The following is a 16,485-nucleotide window of genomic DNA, read 5'->3' on the forward strand; positions in this document are numbered from 1 at the left end:
CCGGGGGGAGGGTCGGGGTGGGGGGCGTGGCTTGGGGTGATGGTCCGTCCGGCCTAAGCCCCCCACCCCAGCCTTCCCCCCGATGGGTGGAGGGAGCCCGGCCACCAATTGCTTTTTCGCGCAATTCCCGCTACGCGCGCCAATCCCTGCCATGGTCATCCCTGGAGGCGCGGCGTGGGGTCAACATCAATGTCTGGAGACATATTATGAGCGATCAGCTCACACTGTCGGCCGAGACGCGCGATCGGGCTGGCAAGGGAGCCTCCCGAGCCATGCGTCGTGAAGGCCGCGTACCCGCCGTGATCTACGGCAACAAGCAGGAAGCCCTCTCGATCCACGTCGAGGAAAAGGCCCTGATGAAGATGCTCAACACCGGGCATTTCATGAATTCGGTCATCATGGTCGACGGCGTTGCCGGCGCCGCGATCCGCACGATCCCCAAGGATGTGCACTTCCACCCGGTCACCGACCGGCCGATGCACGTCGATTTCCTGCGCATTTCCGAACATGCCACGATCACCGTCTCGGTGCCTGTCGTGTTCGTCGATCAGGAAGAGTCGAAGGGCATCAAGCGCGGCGGCGTGCTGAACATCGTCCAGCATGAAGTCGACCTGGTCTGCGACGCGTCCGAGATCCCGGGCGAGATCACGATCTCGCTGGCCGGCGTCGAAGTCGGCGACTCGATCCACATCAGCAACGTCACGCTGCCGAACGGCGTCACCCCGGCGATCACCGACCGCGATTTCACGATCGCGACGATGGCCGCCCCGACGATCCCGAACGCCGAAGACGAAGCCGCCGACGAGGCGCTCGCCGCCGAGCAGTCGGCCGCTGCCGAGGCGGAAGCCGCCGCAGAGAAGGAAGACTGAGGCCCCTCCCGCTCCCCTCATGGGGGCGGGACAGCTTCGGTCCGCCGCCACCGACGTCCCAGGGGGGCGTCGGTGGCGGCGATCCTTTAAAGACGGGCAACGCAAAGCGGCCCCTCGGCACCCAAACGTCAGCCCACCCGAACAGGACGCCAGCACATGCAGATCTGGGTCGGCCTGGGTAATCCCGGCGCGGAATATGCGCTCCACCGGCACAATGTCGGCTTCATGGCGGTCGATGCGATCGCCGAGGTCCATGGCTTCGGCCCGTGGAAAAAACAGTTTCAGGGCTGGCTCGCCCCCGGCCGCATTGGCCCGGACAAGGTCCTGCTGCTCAAACCCGCCACCTTCATGAACGAAAGCGGCCGCTCGATCGGCGAGGCGCTTCGCTTCTACAAGTTCGGCGAGGATGCGCTCACCATCTTCCACGACGAACTCGATCTCGCCGCGTTCAAGGTGAAGGTGAAGACCGGCGGCGGCAATGCCGGCCACAACGGCCTGCGCTCCGCCGACGCGCATATCGGCAACGCCTTCCGCCGCGTCAGGATCGGCATCGACCATCCCGGCCACAAGGACCGCGTGACGGGCCACGTCCTCGGCAACTACGCGAAGTCCGAGCTGGACCCGCTCGCCGCCATGCTCGGCGCGATCGCCGCCGAGGCCCCGCTCCTCGCCGCCCGCGACGACGTCCGCTTCATGAACGAAGTCTCGCGCCGCCTGGTCTGACATTTTAGCCGGGCATCTTCACCCGCTCGATCGCCGTACCCGTGACCTTCCACGTCGCATCCGGCCCGGTCACCACATACAGCGGCAGCTTGGTCGCGAGCGACACGAACACATGGATCTCGGTCGGCACGGGATCCAGGATATGGCTGACCACCAAGGCGGCGGGCCTCGCGCCATCCGGCCCACGGCCGCCCAACGCGATGCAGCTCTTCGTAAACGGCCGCTGCGCCACGACCTCGCCGGCCTGCGAAACCTCGATCCGGTAATGCCCGCCGGCCGGATAGCCCGCCGGATCCGTCGCTCCCGACAGCAGATAGCCGATATACGGCCCCCCGCTGGTTTCCGGCGGCAGGATCACGCTATTCAGTGGCCCCGGGGTACAAGACCGCAGGGTCAGCCGCGTCATCTGCTCCCGTACACGGATCTGTGCAGCCAGCTCGGGTGTCAGATCACGCGCCTCGCCCGCCGTCCACACCCGCTTGTTGTCGACCGACCGCCCGTTCGTATCGGCGGTAAAGACCGCGTAGGGCTTCGAGCCCGTCAGCCCGTAATAGGTCACGGCAAGCCGCCCTTTCGCCGCAGGTGCCACCACCCAGCCACGAACCTCGCTTTTCCGTGCCTCGGGAATCGCGGCAATCATCGCATCCGTGGTCACCCACGCTGCCTGATCATAGGCGTAGATGCTCTTCCCACGGGCCAGCGCACGCTCGATTGCCGCCTGCTTCCCGACATCCGCCGCAACGGCCGGTACCGCCAGACACGCGATCGCCACCACGCCGCCCCAAACCCGCATACCCATCATGCTACCCCCCCTGTTTTGAAGGAGCATGAGGCACTTAGCGTCGCCTGGTCCACAAGTTTCTCCGCGGCGCACCTTCGCGGCTCGTGCGCACGTCGGGGGCAATCTCCGTCCCCCGTATCGATCACCAGACCCAGACCAATCGGACAAGAAAAAGCCGGCCCACGGTTTCCCGCGGCCGGCCTCTCTCGTTCCGACCGAAGCCGAAACACCTATCCTACCGGCAGCGGGACGACACCCCGCCGCCCGCCGGATCACATGCCGGACATCGCCGTCGTCGTCATCTGCTTCACATGCATCAGGTGACGCTCGATCACCGGCACCGCGGTGCTAGCAACCTGCTTCAGCGCCGGATCGGTGCCGTCGGTCGCGTAACCGCCATGCAGCGCCCATGCCGTCTGATGCGCCTGCATCTGCTGCTGCAGGTACAGGTCGTCGAAGCTCGCCTTCGGTGCCTTCTTCAGCAGCGCGATCTTCGCCTCGTTGCCGGTCGACATCCGCGTGCCGGGCTTCGCGATCGTGCGGTCCGGGTTCTTCAGCGCCGCCATCAGCGTCTTCGTGGTCGCGGTGTGATCCGCAACCATCTCGCGCGCAAACGCCTTCACGTCGGGGCGCTGCGCCTTCGACATCGCCAGCTTGCTCGATGCGATCTCGTACATGTCGCCGTCTGCGGCCAGCTTCACATAATCGGTGGCCGACGTGCCGGTCATCAGCTGGACGCCGACGTCGGTCGGGCTCATCGTCTGGGCCACCGTCATACCGCTCGTCGCCAGCATCATCGCGCCGGCAATCATCATCATGCGCTTCATATCGTTTACCTTAACTGTCGATCTTGATGGCTACCCAACACCGCGCGCCCGTTACCGGTTCCGCCCGTCCCGGCTGGCGTCCGCGCGCCGTCCGGGCTATTCGCCCCGCAAACCGCGGCGTCACGCCGGCGGATCCGAACGCGTACAGGACGAACATCTTATGGGTTTCCGCTGCGGCATCGTGGGCCTTCCGAACGTCGGCAAGTCCACCCTTTTCAACGCGCTGACCGAAACCGCGGCGGCGCAGGCGGCGAATTATCCGTTCTGCACGATCGAACCCAATGTCGGCCAGGTCGCGGTGCCTGACCCGCGGCTCGATACGATCGCCAAGATCGGCGGGTCGGCCAAGATCATCGAAACGCAGCTCGGCTTCGTCGACATCGCCGGCCTCGTCCGCGGCGCGTCGAAGGGCGAAGGGCTCGGCAACCAGTTCCTCGCCAACATCCGCGAAGTCGACGCGATCGTCCACGTCCTGCGCTGTTTCGAGGATGGCGACGTCACGCATGTCGAGGGCAAGGTCGATCCGATCGCCGACGCCGAGACGGTCGAGACCGAACTGATGCTCTCCGACCTCGAAAGCCTGGAAAAGCGCGTCCCCGCCGCGCAGAAGAAGGCGACGCAGGGCGACAAGGAAGCCAAGGTCGCGGCTTCGGTGCTCGGCCAGGCGCTCGACCTGCTGCGCGAGGGCAAGCCCGCCCGCCTGACCGTACCGAAGGACGAGGACGAAGCCCGCGTCTTCGCACAGGCGCAGCTGCTCACCTCGAAACCCGTCCTCTACGTCTGCAACGTCGATGAAGCCGCCGCCGCCGACGGCAACGAACTCAGCGCCCGCGTCGCGGTGAAGGCCGCCGCCGAAGGTGCCAAGTCCGTTGTCGTCTCCGCCGCGATCGAGGCGGAGATCGCCACCATGGCCCCCGCCGACCGCGTCGAGTTCCTGTCCGACCTCGGCCTCACCGAAACCGGCCTCGCCCGCGTCATCCGGGCCGGCTACGACCTGCTCCACCTCCTCACCTTCTTCACCGTCGGCCCGAAGGAAGCCCGCGCCTGGACGATCGAACGCGGCTCGAAGGCCCCCCAGGCCGCCGGCGCGATCCACACCGATTTCGAACGCGGCTTCATCCGCGCCGAAACGATGGCCTATGACGACTATGTCGCCTTGGGCGGTGAAGCCGCGGCCCGCGATGCCGGCAAGCTGCGCTCCGAAGGCAAGGAATATGTCGTCGCAGACGGCGACATCCTGCTGTTCCGCTTCAACGTCTGATCTGAGGGGCGGGGAGACGATCTTCGCCCTCACTCCCGCGATCACTTACGGCTGAACCACGCCCCCACCTCGTTTGGTTCGAGCTTGTCGAGAACGCTGCGCTGGCCTCCCCGCACGCTTGAGCCAAACGGAAGAGCACGGCTCATCAGGGAAATCGGGTCCCCCGAGGCCCCACCCCCCCAAACCTAGTCGAACAAATCCCCCCGCCCACTTTCCAGCCGCAACAACCGCGCCTTCACCGCCATCCCACCCGCAAACCCCGTCAAAGCCCCCGCCGACCCCACCACCCGGTGGCACGGCACGATGATCGAAACCGGATTGCGCCCGTTCGCCGCCCCCACCGCCCGCGACGCGTCCGGCCGCCCGATCTGCCGCGCGATCGCGACATAGCTCCGCGTCTTGCCGTACGGGATCGTCCGCAACGCCGCCCAGACCTCCCGCTGAAACGCCGTCCCACGCAGGTCGAGCGGCACGTCGAACCCCGTCGCCCGCCCCGCGAAATAGTCCTCGAGCTGCGCCTCGGCCCTGTCGAGCAGAGGATGCGGGACCGTCTCGGATGCAGCTACCAACCGCACCCGGCGCGGATCGTCGTCCGGCCACAGGACGGCCGCCAACCCGGCATCGCTCGCGATCAGCGTCAATGCCCCGACCGGGGACCGAACCACACGGCTCACCAGTTCCACCGCCACCTCTGCCATACCGCCCCCGCTACCCCTGCCGTCCGATCGTCCTGATCGTCCCCACGCAGCTTCCCACGGAACGCTGCCCCGGTTGATCGCAAAGTCGCACCCCCGGCATCGAGCATGATGCTCTACCCGGGCGAACCGCGCCATACGAGGCCAAGCCGGTGTGCTTCCACCGACCGACGTTCACCCCCCGCCAAAACGTCGCGGCGTATGCATCTCACCGTCCCCTACGCAGACTGGACCACAACCGACGTCTCCGCCATCATCGGTTCAAGGCCCGCGTAAGCCGGGTGATCGCAGGAGACGGACATGGCGTGGTTCGAGGATTTCGAAGTCGGGCAGACAGCCGCGTTCGGCCGCTACGTCGTCGACCGCGACGAGGTGCTCGACTTCGCCCGCAAGTACGACCCGCAACCCTTCCACCTCTCCGACGAAGCCGCCGCCGAAACCCATTTCAGCCGGCTCGCCGCCAGCGGATGGCACAGCACCGCCATGACGATGGCGATGATCGTCGCGAACATGGGCAACGACGGCGATGTCGGCGGCAGCCTGGGTGCGGCGGGCATCGACGAACTGCGCTGGCTCCGCCCGGTCCACCCCGGCGACATCCTGCGCTGCGAAACGGAAATCGTGACGGTCACCCCTTCCCGCACCCGCCCTGACCGCGGCACCGTCCGCACCCGCGTCACAGTCCTGAACCAGGACGACGTCCCCGTCCTGACGTTCATCCCCACCGCCCTCTTCCGCCGCCGCCCAACCGCAGCGGAGGCCTGAGTACCCGCACGCTAGAAAACCCCGGCGCGCGGACGCGCGACTCGCCATAAACGCGCCGACATCCGGGACCTGGTCCGCGATCCCGCTTCTGACGCGCAACCCCGCCTCACGTGGAGGATCAAGCGCTCTGAAGCTTATCCGACTTACCGATGGCTGCCGGCTTCGCACGAATGCCTGCGTAATCGAATAAATCCCCAACTCTCGGGACGAACTCTATCGCGATGGCGCACTCGTCATCGATAATTCCGACCGGAACAGCCAGTTCCAACACTTGGCACGGTCCCTGCAACCACCCTGATGTTGCCGCGATCGACGTGGCACCGGCTACCGGCCGACAGCCAAGGGACCACCGCCATGTTCAATTTCGACCGCTCCGACGCTCAGCGTATTGCCGTTTCCGCCGCCGGCGCGATCCTCTTTTCCGGCCTCTGCATCAGCGGCGCGATCGCCCCGGCGCAGGCTTCCGCCGCCCCGGCGACCACGCTCGCCGCGTGGCAGGCCGACGCCGCGCAGCGCCTCGACGCCGCGATGGTCAAGGTTCCAGACAACGCCCGCCGCTTCGCACGCAACGACGCCGTGGTCTCCGCGACCGTCGGCCCCGACGGCACGCTATCGGACACGCATATCGTCCAGAGTAGTGGCAGCCGCACGGCGGATGTTGCCCTGCTCTCGCGCGCGGCGCAGCTTCGCCTGGCGCCGATGCCGGCCGATGCCGCCACGCGGACCGTCGTGCTGAAGGTCGCACTCATCGACGGCGACGCGCCGCGCCCGCTCCGCCAACCACGCGCCACGGTCCGCTACGCCGCGCGCTGAAACGAAAGGGGCGGCCCGTCGCCGAGCCGCCCCCTTCGTCTGGCAGAAACAGCGATCAAGCCTGCGGCAGCGGCTTTGCCTTCTTGTCCGCCCAAATATTCTGGTACGCGAAGTATGCCAGCGTCGTCGCCAGCAGCAGGAACAGGATGACCGCAACGCCCGTGCGCTTGCGGTTCTCCAGCTTAGGTTCCGCGGTCCAAATCAGGAACGCAGATACGTCCTGCGCCATCTGGTCCACCGTCGGCTTGGTGCCGTCCGCGTAGGACACCTGGCCTTCCGCCACCAGCGGCGGCGGCATCGCGATGTTCAGGTTCGCATAGACCGGATTGTAGTACAGCCCCGGGCCCGGCCGTGCTTCGGCCGGCAGGTCGGCCGGCGCCTTGCGGTACCCGGTCAGCAGGCCGTGGACATACTCCGCATGCCCCTCGCGCGCCTTCGTCATCAGCGACAGGTCCGGCGGCAGCGCATTGTTGTTCGCGGCCCGCGCGGCGACTTCGTTGGCGTACGGGCTCGGGAACATGTCGGACGGGATCGCCTTGCGCGTCGCCGGCTCGCCCGTGTCCGGGTTCACCGACGGCACCTCGATCGCCCAGTTCTTGGCGATCGCCTTCACTTCCGGCGCGGTGAAGCCAAGCTCGGTCAGGTCGCGGAACGCCACATGGCGCAGCGAATGGCAGGCGGCGCACACTTCCTTGTACACCTGGAACCCGCGCTGCAACTGCTGCCGGTCGAACCGACCGAACGCACCGTCACTGGCGAACGCGACTTCCTGCGGCTCCACATGGAAATGATGCGCGGTATTCTCGACCGCCGGCTGGCGCGGGATGAGCATGGCGACGACGAGCGCCATGACGAATACGAGCCCTGCAAGGAAGGCAATGATGCGAACCATCTAATACGACTCCCTTGGGGTTCAGGACGCGCGCGCGGGCACGGTGGCAACGCCACCTGCACCGAACGGCGCCGACTCCTGCGCCTCGCCGTGCAGCACGGATGCCGAGATCGACATCGGCAACGGCTTGGGCCGCTCGATCTTGGACACGATCGGCAGGATGATCAGGAAGTGCGCGAAATAATAGGCCGCACAGAACTGGCTCAGCCGCACATAGGGCTCCTCCGCCGGGGCCTGACCCAGCCAGCCGAGCACCAGCACGTCGATGATCAGCGCGAAGAAGAACCACTTGTACAGCGGGCGGTAGTTGGACGACCGGACCGGCGACGTGTCGAGCCACGGCAGCACGAACAGCAGCAGGATCGATCCGAACATCGCCATCACGCCCCACAGCTTGGCGGGGATCCACAGGAAGTTGACGGTGAACGACTTCAGGATCGCGTAGAATGGCAGGAAATACCATTCGGGCACGATGTGGGCCGGCGTCGACAGCGGGTTGGCCGGGATATAATTGTCGGGATGCCCCAGCGCGTTCGGCATGAAAAACACGAACAGCGAGAAGGCGATCAGGAACACGCCCAGCCCGAACCCGTCCTTGGCGGTGTAGTAGGGGTGGAACGGCACCGTATCCTGCGGCCCCTTCACATCCACGCCGGTCGGGTTGTTCGACCCCGGAATGTGCAACGCCCAGATGTGCAGGATGATGACGCCCGCGATCACGAACGGCAGCAGATAGTGGAGCGAGAAGAACCGATTGAGCGCCGCATTGTCCGGCGCATAACCGCCGAGCAGCCACTCGCGGATCGGCTCGCCGACCAGCGGGATCGCCGAGAAGAAGCCGGTGATCACCTGCGCGCCCCAGAACGACATCTGCCCCCAGGGCAGGACATAGCCCATGAACGCGGTCGCCATCATCAGCAGGAAGATGACGACGCCGAGCAGCCAGATCATCTCGCGCGGGGCCTTGTACGAGCCGTAGTACAGCCCGCGGCCGATATGCATGTAGACCACGATGAAGAAGAACGACGCGCCGTTGGCATGCGCATAACGCAGCAGCCAGCCCGAATTCACGTCGCGCATGATATGTTCGACGCTGTCGAACGCGATCGCGCCGTTGGCGGCATAATGCATCGCCAGGATGATCCCGGTGATGATCTGCAAGCCCAGCGCCGCACCCGCGAGCACGCCGAAGTTCCAGAAATAGTTGAGGTTGCGCGGCACCGGATAACCGGCGCCGACCGCGTTGTAGACCAGGCGAGGCAGCGGCAACCGCTCGTCGATCCACTGCGTGAACACGCTTTTCGGCGCATAATGGGCGGCCCAGGGAAAGCTCATCTGTGTTTCCTCAACCGATCTGGACGACGGTGTCGGAGTTAAATTTATACTCCGGCACATTCAGGTTCAGCGGGGCCGGACCCGACCGGATCCGCGCGGCGGTGTCGTAGGACGATCCGTGGCACGGGCAGAAATACCCGCCATAGGAGCCGCGATTCTCGCCCTCGGTCACGCCCAGCGGCACGCAGCCCAGATGCGTGCAGACCGCTAGCGTGATCAGCCAGTTCTCCTTGCCGGGCTTGGTCCGCTCGGCCAGCGTCGCGGGATCGCGCAGCGACGACACGTCGACCGCATTCGCCTCCGCGATCTCCTTCGGCGTCAGGTTGCGGATGAACACCGGCTGCTTGCGCCACGATGTCTTGATGCCCATGCCGGGCGTGATCTTCGAAATGTCGACTTCAATCGATGCCAGCGCCAGCACGTCGGCGGAGGGGTTCATCTGGTTGATCAGCGGGATCAGCACGGTCAGGCCGCCGACTCCGGCCACGCTGACAGCGGCGATGTTCAACCAGTCGCGGCGACGGACGCCGACCCCCTCGACCTTCTCGGTCACTCCGGCCTGATCGACCACTTCGACATTCGCCATCCGCTGGAACCCTCGACCCTTCGCCCTGTTTACGCCGTCGTGGTTCCGCCCATCGGGCGTCGCCAACGCGTCGCTTTGCCGCACGGACATGGCCTGCGACCGGTGATTGATAGCCGCGCGCCGTGGGCGTTGCCAAGTGCTTATGGCGGCGACATGACAGTTGCGACACGTTCGCATAGGGATGCGGCTATGCGCATCTGCCTTCACCAACCCGATATCGCCGGAAATGTCGGCACCATTCTCCGGCTTGCAGCCTGCACGGGCGTCGCGGTCGACATCGTCGAACCCTGCGGTTTCGCGTTCGGCGACCGTGCGCTGAGACGCGCCGGCATGGACTATGCCGACGCAGTGGAGATCCGCCGGCACGCCGACTTCGACGCGTTCCAACGAAGCGGAACGAGCCGCCTCGTGCTGCTCACCACCACCGGCGGCACCCGGCTGGACGCGGCGCAGTTCACGCCCGACGACATCCTGGTGATGGGCGCGGAGGGCTCCGGCGTCCCGCCCCATGTCCACGACGCGGCCGAGCTGCGCGTCCGGATTCCGATGCGGCCCGGCTACCGGTCCTTGAATGTCGCGGTCGCGGCGGGCATCGCGCTGGCCGAGGCGCTGCGCCAGACCGCGGGTTGGCCGGGCGATGCGGGAACAGCCATGGAAGACGAGTCATGATCCATCTCGACCCGGAACAGCAGGCCGCGCGCGACTGGTTCGAATCGCTGCGCGACCGGATCTGCGCCGCGTTCGAGGCGATCGAGCGCGAGATCGGCAGCGACGCGGCGTTCGACTATGCGCCGTGGGACCGCGAACCGGCCGGCGGCGGCGGCGGCGTCCGCGGCCTGATGAAGGGCCGCGTGTTCGAGAAAGTCGGGGTCAACGTCTCGACCGTCGGCGGCGCGTTCGAACCGCAATTCGCTGCATCGATCCACGGCGCGGCCGAAAATCCGGCCTTCTTCGCCACGGGCATCAGCCTGGTCGCGCACATGGCCAACCCGCACGCGCCCGCCGTCCACATGAACTGCCGCTTCCTCACCACCACGAAACGCTGGTTCGGCGGCGGCGCGGACCTCAACCCCGCCATCGCTTATGAAGACGACACCGCGGCGTTCCACGCCCGGATGCAGGCGGCCTGCGACGCGCACGACCCGGCCTACTACCCACGCTTCAAGCAATGGGCGGACGAGTATTTCTACATCCCGCACCGCAAGGTCCACCGCGGCGTCGGCGGCATCTTCTTCGATCATCTCGAGCACGACTTTGCCGACGATTTCGCTTTCGTCCGCGACGTGGGCGAGGCGTTTCTCGACATCTTCCCACGCATCGTCCGCGGCCGGATGGCCACGCCCGCGACGGAAGCCGACCGCGACGCCATGCTCGCCTTCCGCGGCCGCTACGTCGAATTCAACCTCGTCCACGATCGCGGCACGTTGTTCGGCCTCAAGACCGGCGGCAACATCGACGCAATCCTGATGAGCCTGCCCCCGACCGCGACCTGGGCATGACCACGGCCAGGAACCGTTCCCCGGCGCAGGCCGGGGCCTTGGTGCAACCGCTTTACCCAGCCCCCGCCCTCCGCCGGGGAACGAGAGCGGCCACCCCACGATGAGCCTCACCCCCGTCGCCCCAACCGACGTCGCCACGGTCGTCACCACGCTGGAGATGACCCGCCGCCCCCCGGCCCGTCCGCTCCCGTCAGCGCCCCTCCGCCTCACCCACTGGCGGACACCCGGCCCGGCCGCCTACCGCACGCTGTTCGCCCGCGTCGGCACCCCCTGGCTCTGGTACTCGCGCCTGGCGATGGACGACGCGCGCCTGACCGCGATCCTCACCGACCCGCAGGTCAGCGTCCACGCCGTGGTCGACCCGGCCGGGATCGAAGTCGGCATGCTCGAACTCGACCACAGCCTGTCCGGCACCTGCCGCATCGCCTATTTTGGGCTTATCCCCGAACTCGCCGGGCGCGGGCATGGCCGCTGGCTGATGGCGCATGCGCTGGCGCTCGGCTGGCGCGCCGATACTCGGCGGATGCTCGTCCACACCTGCACGCTCGATCATCCGCGCGCGCTCGGCTTCTACCGAGCACATGGCTTCGTCGCGATCGCCCGCACGCTGGAAACCTTCCCCGATCCGCGCGTCTCGGGGCTGCTCCCCGCCGACGCCGCGCCTCAGATCCCGCTGCTCTCCGCCGCCGTCGCGCGGTAGAGGAACGCCGCGAACACGCCCCACACCGCCTGCACCGCCGCACCGGCCATCGCTGTGATCACTGACAGCACGACCGCCATTGGCGCCACCTGGCCCGTCGCACGGCCGATCAGCACCAGCACTGATCCCAGCCCGAACTGGATCGCGCTCATGATTGCAAGATAGGCCAACGCATACAGCACCGTCACCGCCGCCAGCCGGCCGAACAGGCCGCGCGTGCTGGCGAACGCCGCTTTTACCGTCTGAACCGGCGCCGGCCCCGCCGCCCGCGCCGCCAGCGCCGGCCACAGGGTCAGCAGCCGGACCGCGACGTACAGCAACGGCGGCATCAGCAGGAACAGCCCCAGGTTCGCCGCCTGTTGCGGCGCCGCGCCGACCAGCGTCCCAATCGCCATCGCCACGATGCTCATGATCACGGTCAGCCCCAGCGCCACCCCCATGAACATCAGCAGCACGAGCAGCGCATTGCCCAGCCGGTCGAACCCCGCCCGCAACGCCTCGCGCACGCTCGTCCCCGCGCGGATCACCAGCGCCGCGGTCGCCACGTTGCCGACCAGGAACAGCAAGGTCACCGGGATCAGCACCAGCATCCACGTCCCCGGCTGCATGCGTTGCGAGACGGGTGTGGTCGGCACCGCCAGGTCCCACAGCAACGTGCCGAGCCCCGTCGTGGCGAACGCCAGCGGCATCAGCAAACCCGCCTCGCGTTTCACGAAGGCGCGCGTCTGGTCGGCAATGTCGGCAAGGGCGAAACGTGGGATCTCTGACATCGAAGTCCTCTGGCGCGCAGCGAAAAAGGGCCGCCACCGCGCCTATCCCACCGCAACCGCCGCCGCGCAATGGACCGGGACCGGTCGCGACGCCCCTTCGGTCGGGCGGGCGGCTTGCAACCGGGCGGCCGAACGATCAGATCGGCGCCATGACGGACCCGACCCCCCTTCCCCCGGCCAGTCCGGCCGACACCGCGATCGAATGGCGGGTCTCGCCCGGCCTCGTCCCCTATCCGGAGGCGCTGGCCGAAATGGAGTCGCGCGCCGAGGCGATCCGCGCCGGCACCGCCGCCGAACTCATCTGGCTGCTCGAACATCCGCCGCTCTACACCGCCGGAACCAGTGCGGTGGTGGACGAGCTGCTCAGCCCGAACCGCTTTCCGGTCTACCCCGCTGGTCGCGGCGGGAAATATACCTATCACGGCCCGGGCCAGCGGATCGGCTACGTCCTGCTCGATCTGGCGGCGCGCGGGCGCGACGTGCGGGCCTATGTCCACGGGCTCGAAGGCTGGGTCATCGATACGCTGGCAGCGCTCGGCGTCCCCGCCCGGCGCGAACCCGGTCGGATTGGCATCTGGACCGACGCGCACGGGCGGGAGGCGAAGGTCGGCGCGATCGGCGTGCGCGTCCGCCGCTGGGTCAGCTTTCACGGATTCGCGGTCAACATCGCGCCCGATCTGTCGCACTTCGGCGGGATCGTACCCTGCGGCCTTCCCGACTTCGCAGTCACAAGTTTGGCGGACTTAGGGAAACCTTTCGCGATGCGCGCGTTTGACGAAGCGTTGAAAGCTGAAATGCCGGGATTTCTGGGGTCTCTACGGACTTGTCCGCACGGCCCTTGAGCGGTCCTCGCAGAAAGGCTAATGACGGAAGCGATTTGGGTATGAAGGGCTAGACCCAAACCAGATCGGATTATCTAGGGAGTCCCGACATGCGTAACTTTTCCAAGCTGATGACCGGTTCGATGATCATGGGCGCAGCACTGCTCGTCTCCGCTTGCGGCGGCAGCGAGACTGCAAACACGGCCGACACGAACATGACCGAAATGAACTCGATGGAGCCGATGGACGGCACCATGAACGACGTGACCGCCGTTGACGGCGCCACCGACAACATGGCGATGGACAACGGCATGATGGGCGGCAACATGTCGAACGACATGGGCATGTCCAACGACATGGGCGGCAACATGGCGATGGGCAACATGTCCAACGGCATGTAATTCGTTCTCTTCGAACGAATTCTGCGAAAGGCCGTCCGGGAAACCGGGCGGCCTTTTTCATGAAAATCTCCGCGTTTCCGCTACGGCCCCGTCCTGCGATCGGCCCGAATAGCCGATCTACGCCAGTCGCCACGCGGACTGCGACCAAGCGACCGTCGAAACCCTTTGTGGGACGGCGTGAAAGTGCGTAATCCTAGGCGCCTCAGCGTTGGGGTTCAGTCATGATCTTGCCTATGGTTTGCCGGCGTGTTGTTGCCGGTTTCGTCGCACTCTCCAGCGTGGTCGTCGCGACCGCTCCGGCCGCCGCCTCCTACCTGTTCTGGATACCCCCGAATTTCAGCGGCACGCCCGTCCGCGGCGGCGAACCGGGCATCGGCCTGCCGTTGCCGGGCGCAACCGACAAGGAACTGAGCGCGCATCTTCTGTGGAACATGCGTGCCGGCCTCAACGTCGCCGCGCTGCAGTGCCAGTTCGCGCCCCCGCTCGCTGCGGTGAAGAACTACAACACGCTCCTCAAACAGCATGATGCCGAACTGACCGACGCGTACACGACGATCGAAAAATATTTCCGGCGGACCGATCCGAAGGGCTGGCAGGTCGCGCTCGATCAGTACACGACCCGCACCTACAACGGCTTCTCGACCCTCCATGCGCAGCTCGGCTTCTGCGAGACGGCGGCCGCCATCGGCCGAGATGCGATCGGCCGGAAGCGTGGCGACCTGCACCAAACCGCCGAACTCCGTATGCGTGAGTTCCGCAACAGCTTGGTCCCGATGGGCGACGCCATGTTCGTGATTCGCCGCACGAATTTCGCCAGCCTGCCGACCCCGCCGCTCGACCCGAAATGCTGGAACAAGAAGGACGTGCTCGTGAAAAAGTGCGTCGTGACCTGGAACATGACCCTCGCCGCCGCCGGCCGCCCCGCCGACGGCACGGTGCCGCCTAGCGGGGTCTGATCCCAGGCGACATCCGGCGGTAGCTAGGGTCGCGCTGCTACAATCGAGCTGTCCGTCCCCCGGCGCACGCCGGGGCCTAGACGCAACCTCGCCTCAAGGCCCCGGTCTGCGCCGGGGAACAGTTGGATGTTAATCACAACTCCGCCCTCACGTATCCCCGCAAGGCGGGGATCCAGATCGTAGCGTCGAACTCGACCCCCGCCTTCGCGGTGGAACGCTGCATGTCTTTCGAGTGGTATCTACGCCCGCCGGAAAACCGACAGGTCGCGACCGCCCGCTACCGCAGCCCCAAACTCTTGTGCACCTGCGTCGACAGCCGCCATTTCGGGCGAGACATCACGAAATCGATCGCCGCGGCGACATTGTCCTGCACCGTCGGACCGTCCATCGGCTGGATCAGCCGGTGCGTGAACTGCCACGACTCCATCGCGACATAATCGGTCCCGGGCTGCGGCCACACCAGCTTCAGCTCGTCGCCGCTCTGCTGGACGATCGTCGTCCCTTGCTTCGGGCTGATGCACAGCCAGTCGATCCCCGCCACCGCGGGCAGCGTCCCGTTGCTCTCCACCGCGATCTCGAACCCCTGCGCATGCAGCGCATCGACCAGCGCCGCGTCGATCTGCAGCATCGGCTCCCCGCCGGTGATCACGATGAACGCCGGCTCGACCGGGTCCGCCATCTCGGTATCCCAGAATCCGCGCGCCGAGGCCGCGAGCGTGTCGGCGTCCGCGAACTTGCCGCCACCGTCACCGTCCGTGCCCACGAAGTCCGTGTCGCAGAACCGGCATTGCGCGGTCTCGCGATCCTGCTCTCGCCCCGACCAAAGATTGCACCCGGCAAAGCGCAGGAACACCGCGCGCCGCCCCGCCTGCAACCCTTCGCCCTGCAACGTCAGGAACATCTCCTTGACGGCGTAGCTGCTCATTCCGGCGCCGCCGCATAGCGCGTCGGATCGGGCAGCCCCGCGTCCGCGAACCCCTTGGACCGCAGCCGGCAGCTGTCGCACCGCCCGCAATGCAGGCCCGCCGGCGTCGGATCGTAGCACGACCAGCTCATCCCCGCGTCCAGCCCCAGCCGGTCCGCCTCGCGCGCGATGTCCGCCTTGCCCAGCGCCAGCAACGGCGCGTGGACATGGAACCGGTCGCCCTCGACGCCCGCCTTGGTCGCGACGTTGGCCATCGCCTCGAACGCGTCGACGAACTCCGGCCGGCAATCGGGATAGCCCGAATAATCGAGCGCGTTGATCCCCAGGAACAGGTCGCGTGCCCCCACCGCCTCGGCCCAGCCCAATGCCAGGGACAGGAAGATCGTGTTGCGCGCCGGCACGTACGTGACCGGAATCCCGGGCTGCACGCCCTCCTTCGGCACCGCGATATCGGCGGTCAGCGCGGACCCGCCGAATCGCGTCAGGTCGATCGACAGCACAACGTGCCGCTCCGCCCCCAGCGCGGACGCGACCCGCGCGGCGGCGTCCAGCTCGACCCGATGGCGCTGGTTATAGTCGATCGTCAACGCGAACAGGCGGTGCCCGCGTTCGCGCACAAGCCCGGCGACTACCATCGAATCGAGGCCACCGGACAGCAGCACCACGGCTGCGCTGTCATGAATCATGCTGTCTTCCATGCGCGCCGCGCTATTCCTGCGGGCGGAACCGCGCAATAAGAAAGGGCCGCTCCGATCGCGCGAAGCGGCCCAGGCCGATCCAACCGGACCGTCTTAGGAAGTCGTGCCCGACACGACATCATTCCCTTACGACGGCGCCGCTTTACGTCCGGTGAACGGCGGCCGTCC

The 16,485-nt window shown here is 66.8% G+C and carries 20 protein-coding genes; 11 read left to right on the top strand and 9 right to left on the bottom strand.

Annotated elements, in window-relative coordinates; genetic code table 11:
- Positions 1-206 precede the first annotated feature (206 nt).
- Together IEX50_RS04705 and pth are read left to right on the top strand one after the other, a co-directional pair.
- Complete coding sequence (locus IEX50_RS04705; protein ID WP_157175412.1) at positions 207-869, top strand: 50S ribosomal protein L25/general stress protein Ctc; 663 nt, start codon at positions 207-209, stop codon at positions 867-869.
- A gap of 156 nt (positions 870-1,025) precedes the next feature.
- A complete protein-coding gene (pth, locus tag IEX50_RS04710) occupies positions 1,026-1,592 on the top strand; it encodes an aminoacyl-tRNA hydrolase (protein WP_157175411.1) in 567 nt (188 codons plus the stop codon).
- A 4-nt stretch (positions 1,593-1,596) separates the two neighbouring features.
- Here the strand turns inward: pth and IEX50_RS04715 are convergent, their stop codons facing one another.
- Together IEX50_RS04715 and IEX50_RS04720 are read right to left on the bottom strand one after the other, a co-directional pair.
- Positions 1,597-2,391, bottom strand: a complete 795-nt coding sequence (locus IEX50_RS04715) for a hypothetical protein (protein WP_184075012.1) — start codon at positions 2,389-2,391, stop codon at positions 1,597-1,599.
- Positions 2,392-2,645: 254 nt separating this feature from the next.
- Positions 2,646-3,200, bottom strand: a complete 555-nt coding sequence (locus IEX50_RS04720) for a DUF4142 domain-containing protein (RefSeq protein WP_157175409.1) — start codon at positions 3,198-3,200, stop codon at positions 2,646-2,648.
- 160 nt (positions 3,201-3,360) lie between these two features.
- On the opposite strand from IEX50_RS04720, the gene ychF reads away from it, so the two are divergent.
- A complete protein-coding gene (gene ychF, locus IEX50_RS04725) occupies positions 3,361-4,461 on the top strand; it encodes a redox-regulated ATPase YchF (protein WP_157175408.1) in 1,101 nt (366 codons plus the stop codon).
- 185 nt (positions 4,462-4,646) lie between these two features.
- Here the strand turns inward: ychF and IEX50_RS04730 are convergent, their stop codons facing one another.
- Positions 4,647-5,159 (bottom strand): methylated-DNA--[protein]-cysteine S-methyltransferase, encoded by a 513-nt coding sequence (locus tag IEX50_RS04730; RefSeq protein ID WP_157175407.1) that lies wholly within the window; start codon positions 5,157-5,159, stop codon positions 4,647-4,649.
- A gap of 297 nt (positions 5,160-5,456) precedes the next feature.
- On the opposite strand from IEX50_RS04730, the gene IEX50_RS04735 reads away from it, so the two are divergent.
- Positions 5,457-5,921 (top strand): MaoC family dehydratase, encoded by a 465-nt coding sequence (locus tag IEX50_RS04735; RefSeq protein WP_157175406.1) that lies wholly within the window; start codon positions 5,457-5,459, stop codon positions 5,919-5,921.
- 354 nt (positions 5,922-6,275) lie between these two features.
- Positions 6,276-6,734, top strand: a complete 459-nt coding sequence (locus IEX50_RS04740) for a TonB family protein (protein ID WP_157175405.1) — start codon at positions 6,276-6,278, stop codon at positions 6,732-6,734.
- 55 nt (positions 6,735-6,789) lie between these two features.
- On the opposite strand, the gene IEX50_RS04745 is transcribed toward IEX50_RS04740, so the two are convergent.
- Genes IEX50_RS04745 through petA form a run of 3 tightly spaced genes read right to left on the bottom strand, consistent with a single transcriptional unit; the run spans position 6,790 to position 9,547 of the window.
- Entirely contained in the window at positions 6,790-7,626 is an 837-nt protein-coding gene (locus tag IEX50_RS04745; protein ID WP_157175404.1) for a cytochrome c1, read from the bottom strand.
- Positions 7,627-7,647: 21 nt separating this feature from the next.
- Positions 7,648-8,961 carry a cytochrome b gene (locus tag IEX50_RS04750; protein WP_157175403.1) on the bottom strand — a complete coding sequence of 438 codons (1,314 nt, stop codon included), beginning with the start codon at positions 8,959-8,961 and terminating at the stop codon, positions 7,648-7,650.
- Between the two features lie 10 nt (positions 8,962-8,971).
- The gene (gene petA, locus IEX50_RS04755; protein ID WP_157175402.1) at positions 8,972-9,547 is read right to left on the bottom strand and encodes a ubiquinol-cytochrome c reductase iron-sulfur subunit; all 576 of its coding nucleotides are present in this window, start codon (positions 9,545-9,547) and stop codon (positions 8,972-8,974) included.
- 189 nt (positions 9,548-9,736) lie between these two features.
- Here petA and IEX50_RS04760 point away from each other — a divergent pair, with 189 nt between their 5' ends.
- From IEX50_RS04760 to IEX50_RS04770, 3 genes are all read left to right on the top strand, one after another.
- On the top strand, positions 9,737-10,216 hold the full coding sequence (locus IEX50_RS04760) for a tRNA (cytidine(34)-2'-O)-methyltransferase (RefSeq protein WP_157175401.1): 480 nt from the start codon (positions 9,737-9,739) through the stop codon (positions 10,214-10,216).
- A complete protein-coding gene (gene hemF / locus IEX50_RS04765) occupies positions 10,213-11,046 on the top strand; it encodes an oxygen-dependent coproporphyrinogen oxidase (protein ID WP_157175400.1) in 834 nt (277 codons plus the stop codon). Before IEX50_RS04760 ends, hemF begins: the two co-directional genes overlap by 4 nt.
- Positions 11,047-11,146: 100 nt before the next feature.
- Entirely contained in the window at positions 11,147-11,746 is a 600-nt protein-coding gene (locus tag IEX50_RS04770) for a GNAT family N-acetyltransferase (protein WP_157175399.1), read from the top strand.
- On the opposite strand, the gene IEX50_RS04775 is transcribed toward IEX50_RS04770, so the two are convergent.
- A complete protein-coding gene (locus tag IEX50_RS04775) occupies positions 11,710-12,516 on the bottom strand; it encodes a hypothetical protein (RefSeq protein WP_157175398.1) in 807 nt (268 codons plus the stop codon). The two genes, IEX50_RS04770 and IEX50_RS04775, sit on opposite strands and share 37 nt — an antisense overlap.
- Before the next feature lie 149 nt (positions 12,517-12,665).
- Here IEX50_RS04775 and lipB point away from each other — a divergent pair, with 149 nt between their 5' ends.
- The 3 genes from lipB to IEX50_RS04790 all read left to right on the top strand — a co-directional run bounded on the left by lipB (position 12,666) and on the right by IEX50_RS04790 (position 14,694).
- Entirely contained in the window at positions 12,666-13,358 is a 693-nt protein-coding gene (gene lipB, locus IEX50_RS04780; RefSeq protein ID WP_157175397.1) for a lipoyl(octanoyl) transferase LipB, read from the top strand.
- 89 nt (positions 13,359-13,447) lie between these two features.
- Positions 13,448-13,738 (top strand): hypothetical protein, encoded by a 291-nt coding sequence (locus tag IEX50_RS04785; protein WP_157175396.1) that lies wholly within the window; start codon positions 13,448-13,450, stop codon positions 13,736-13,738.
- Positions 13,739-13,959: 221 nt separating this feature from the next.
- Positions 13,960-14,694 carry a hypothetical protein gene (locus IEX50_RS04790; protein ID WP_229673653.1) on the top strand — a complete coding sequence of 245 codons (735 nt, stop codon included), beginning with the start codon at positions 13,960-13,962 and terminating at the stop codon, positions 14,692-14,694.
- Between the two features lie 277 nt (positions 14,695-14,971).
- Here IEX50_RS04790 and queE read toward each other — a convergent pair whose 3' ends face one another.
- Positions 14,972-15,619 (bottom strand): 7-carboxy-7-deazaguanine synthase, encoded by a 648-nt coding sequence (gene queE, locus IEX50_RS04795; protein WP_157175395.1) that lies wholly within the window; start codon positions 15,617-15,619, stop codon positions 14,972-14,974.
- Positions 15,616-16,305 carry a 7-cyano-7-deazaguanine synthase QueC gene (gene queC, locus IEX50_RS04800; protein ID WP_157175394.1) on the bottom strand — a complete coding sequence of 230 codons (690 nt, stop codon included), beginning with the start codon at positions 16,303-16,305 and terminating at the stop codon, positions 15,616-15,618. Before queC ends, queE begins: the two co-directional genes overlap by 4 nt.
- Positions 16,306-16,485 lie beyond the last annotated feature (180 nt).

The sequence above is a fragment of the Sphingomonas prati genome (assembly GCF_014643515.1).
Classification (GTDB): Bacteria; Pseudomonadota; Alphaproteobacteria; order Sphingomonadales; family Sphingomonadaceae; genus Sphingomonas_R; species Sphingomonas_R prati.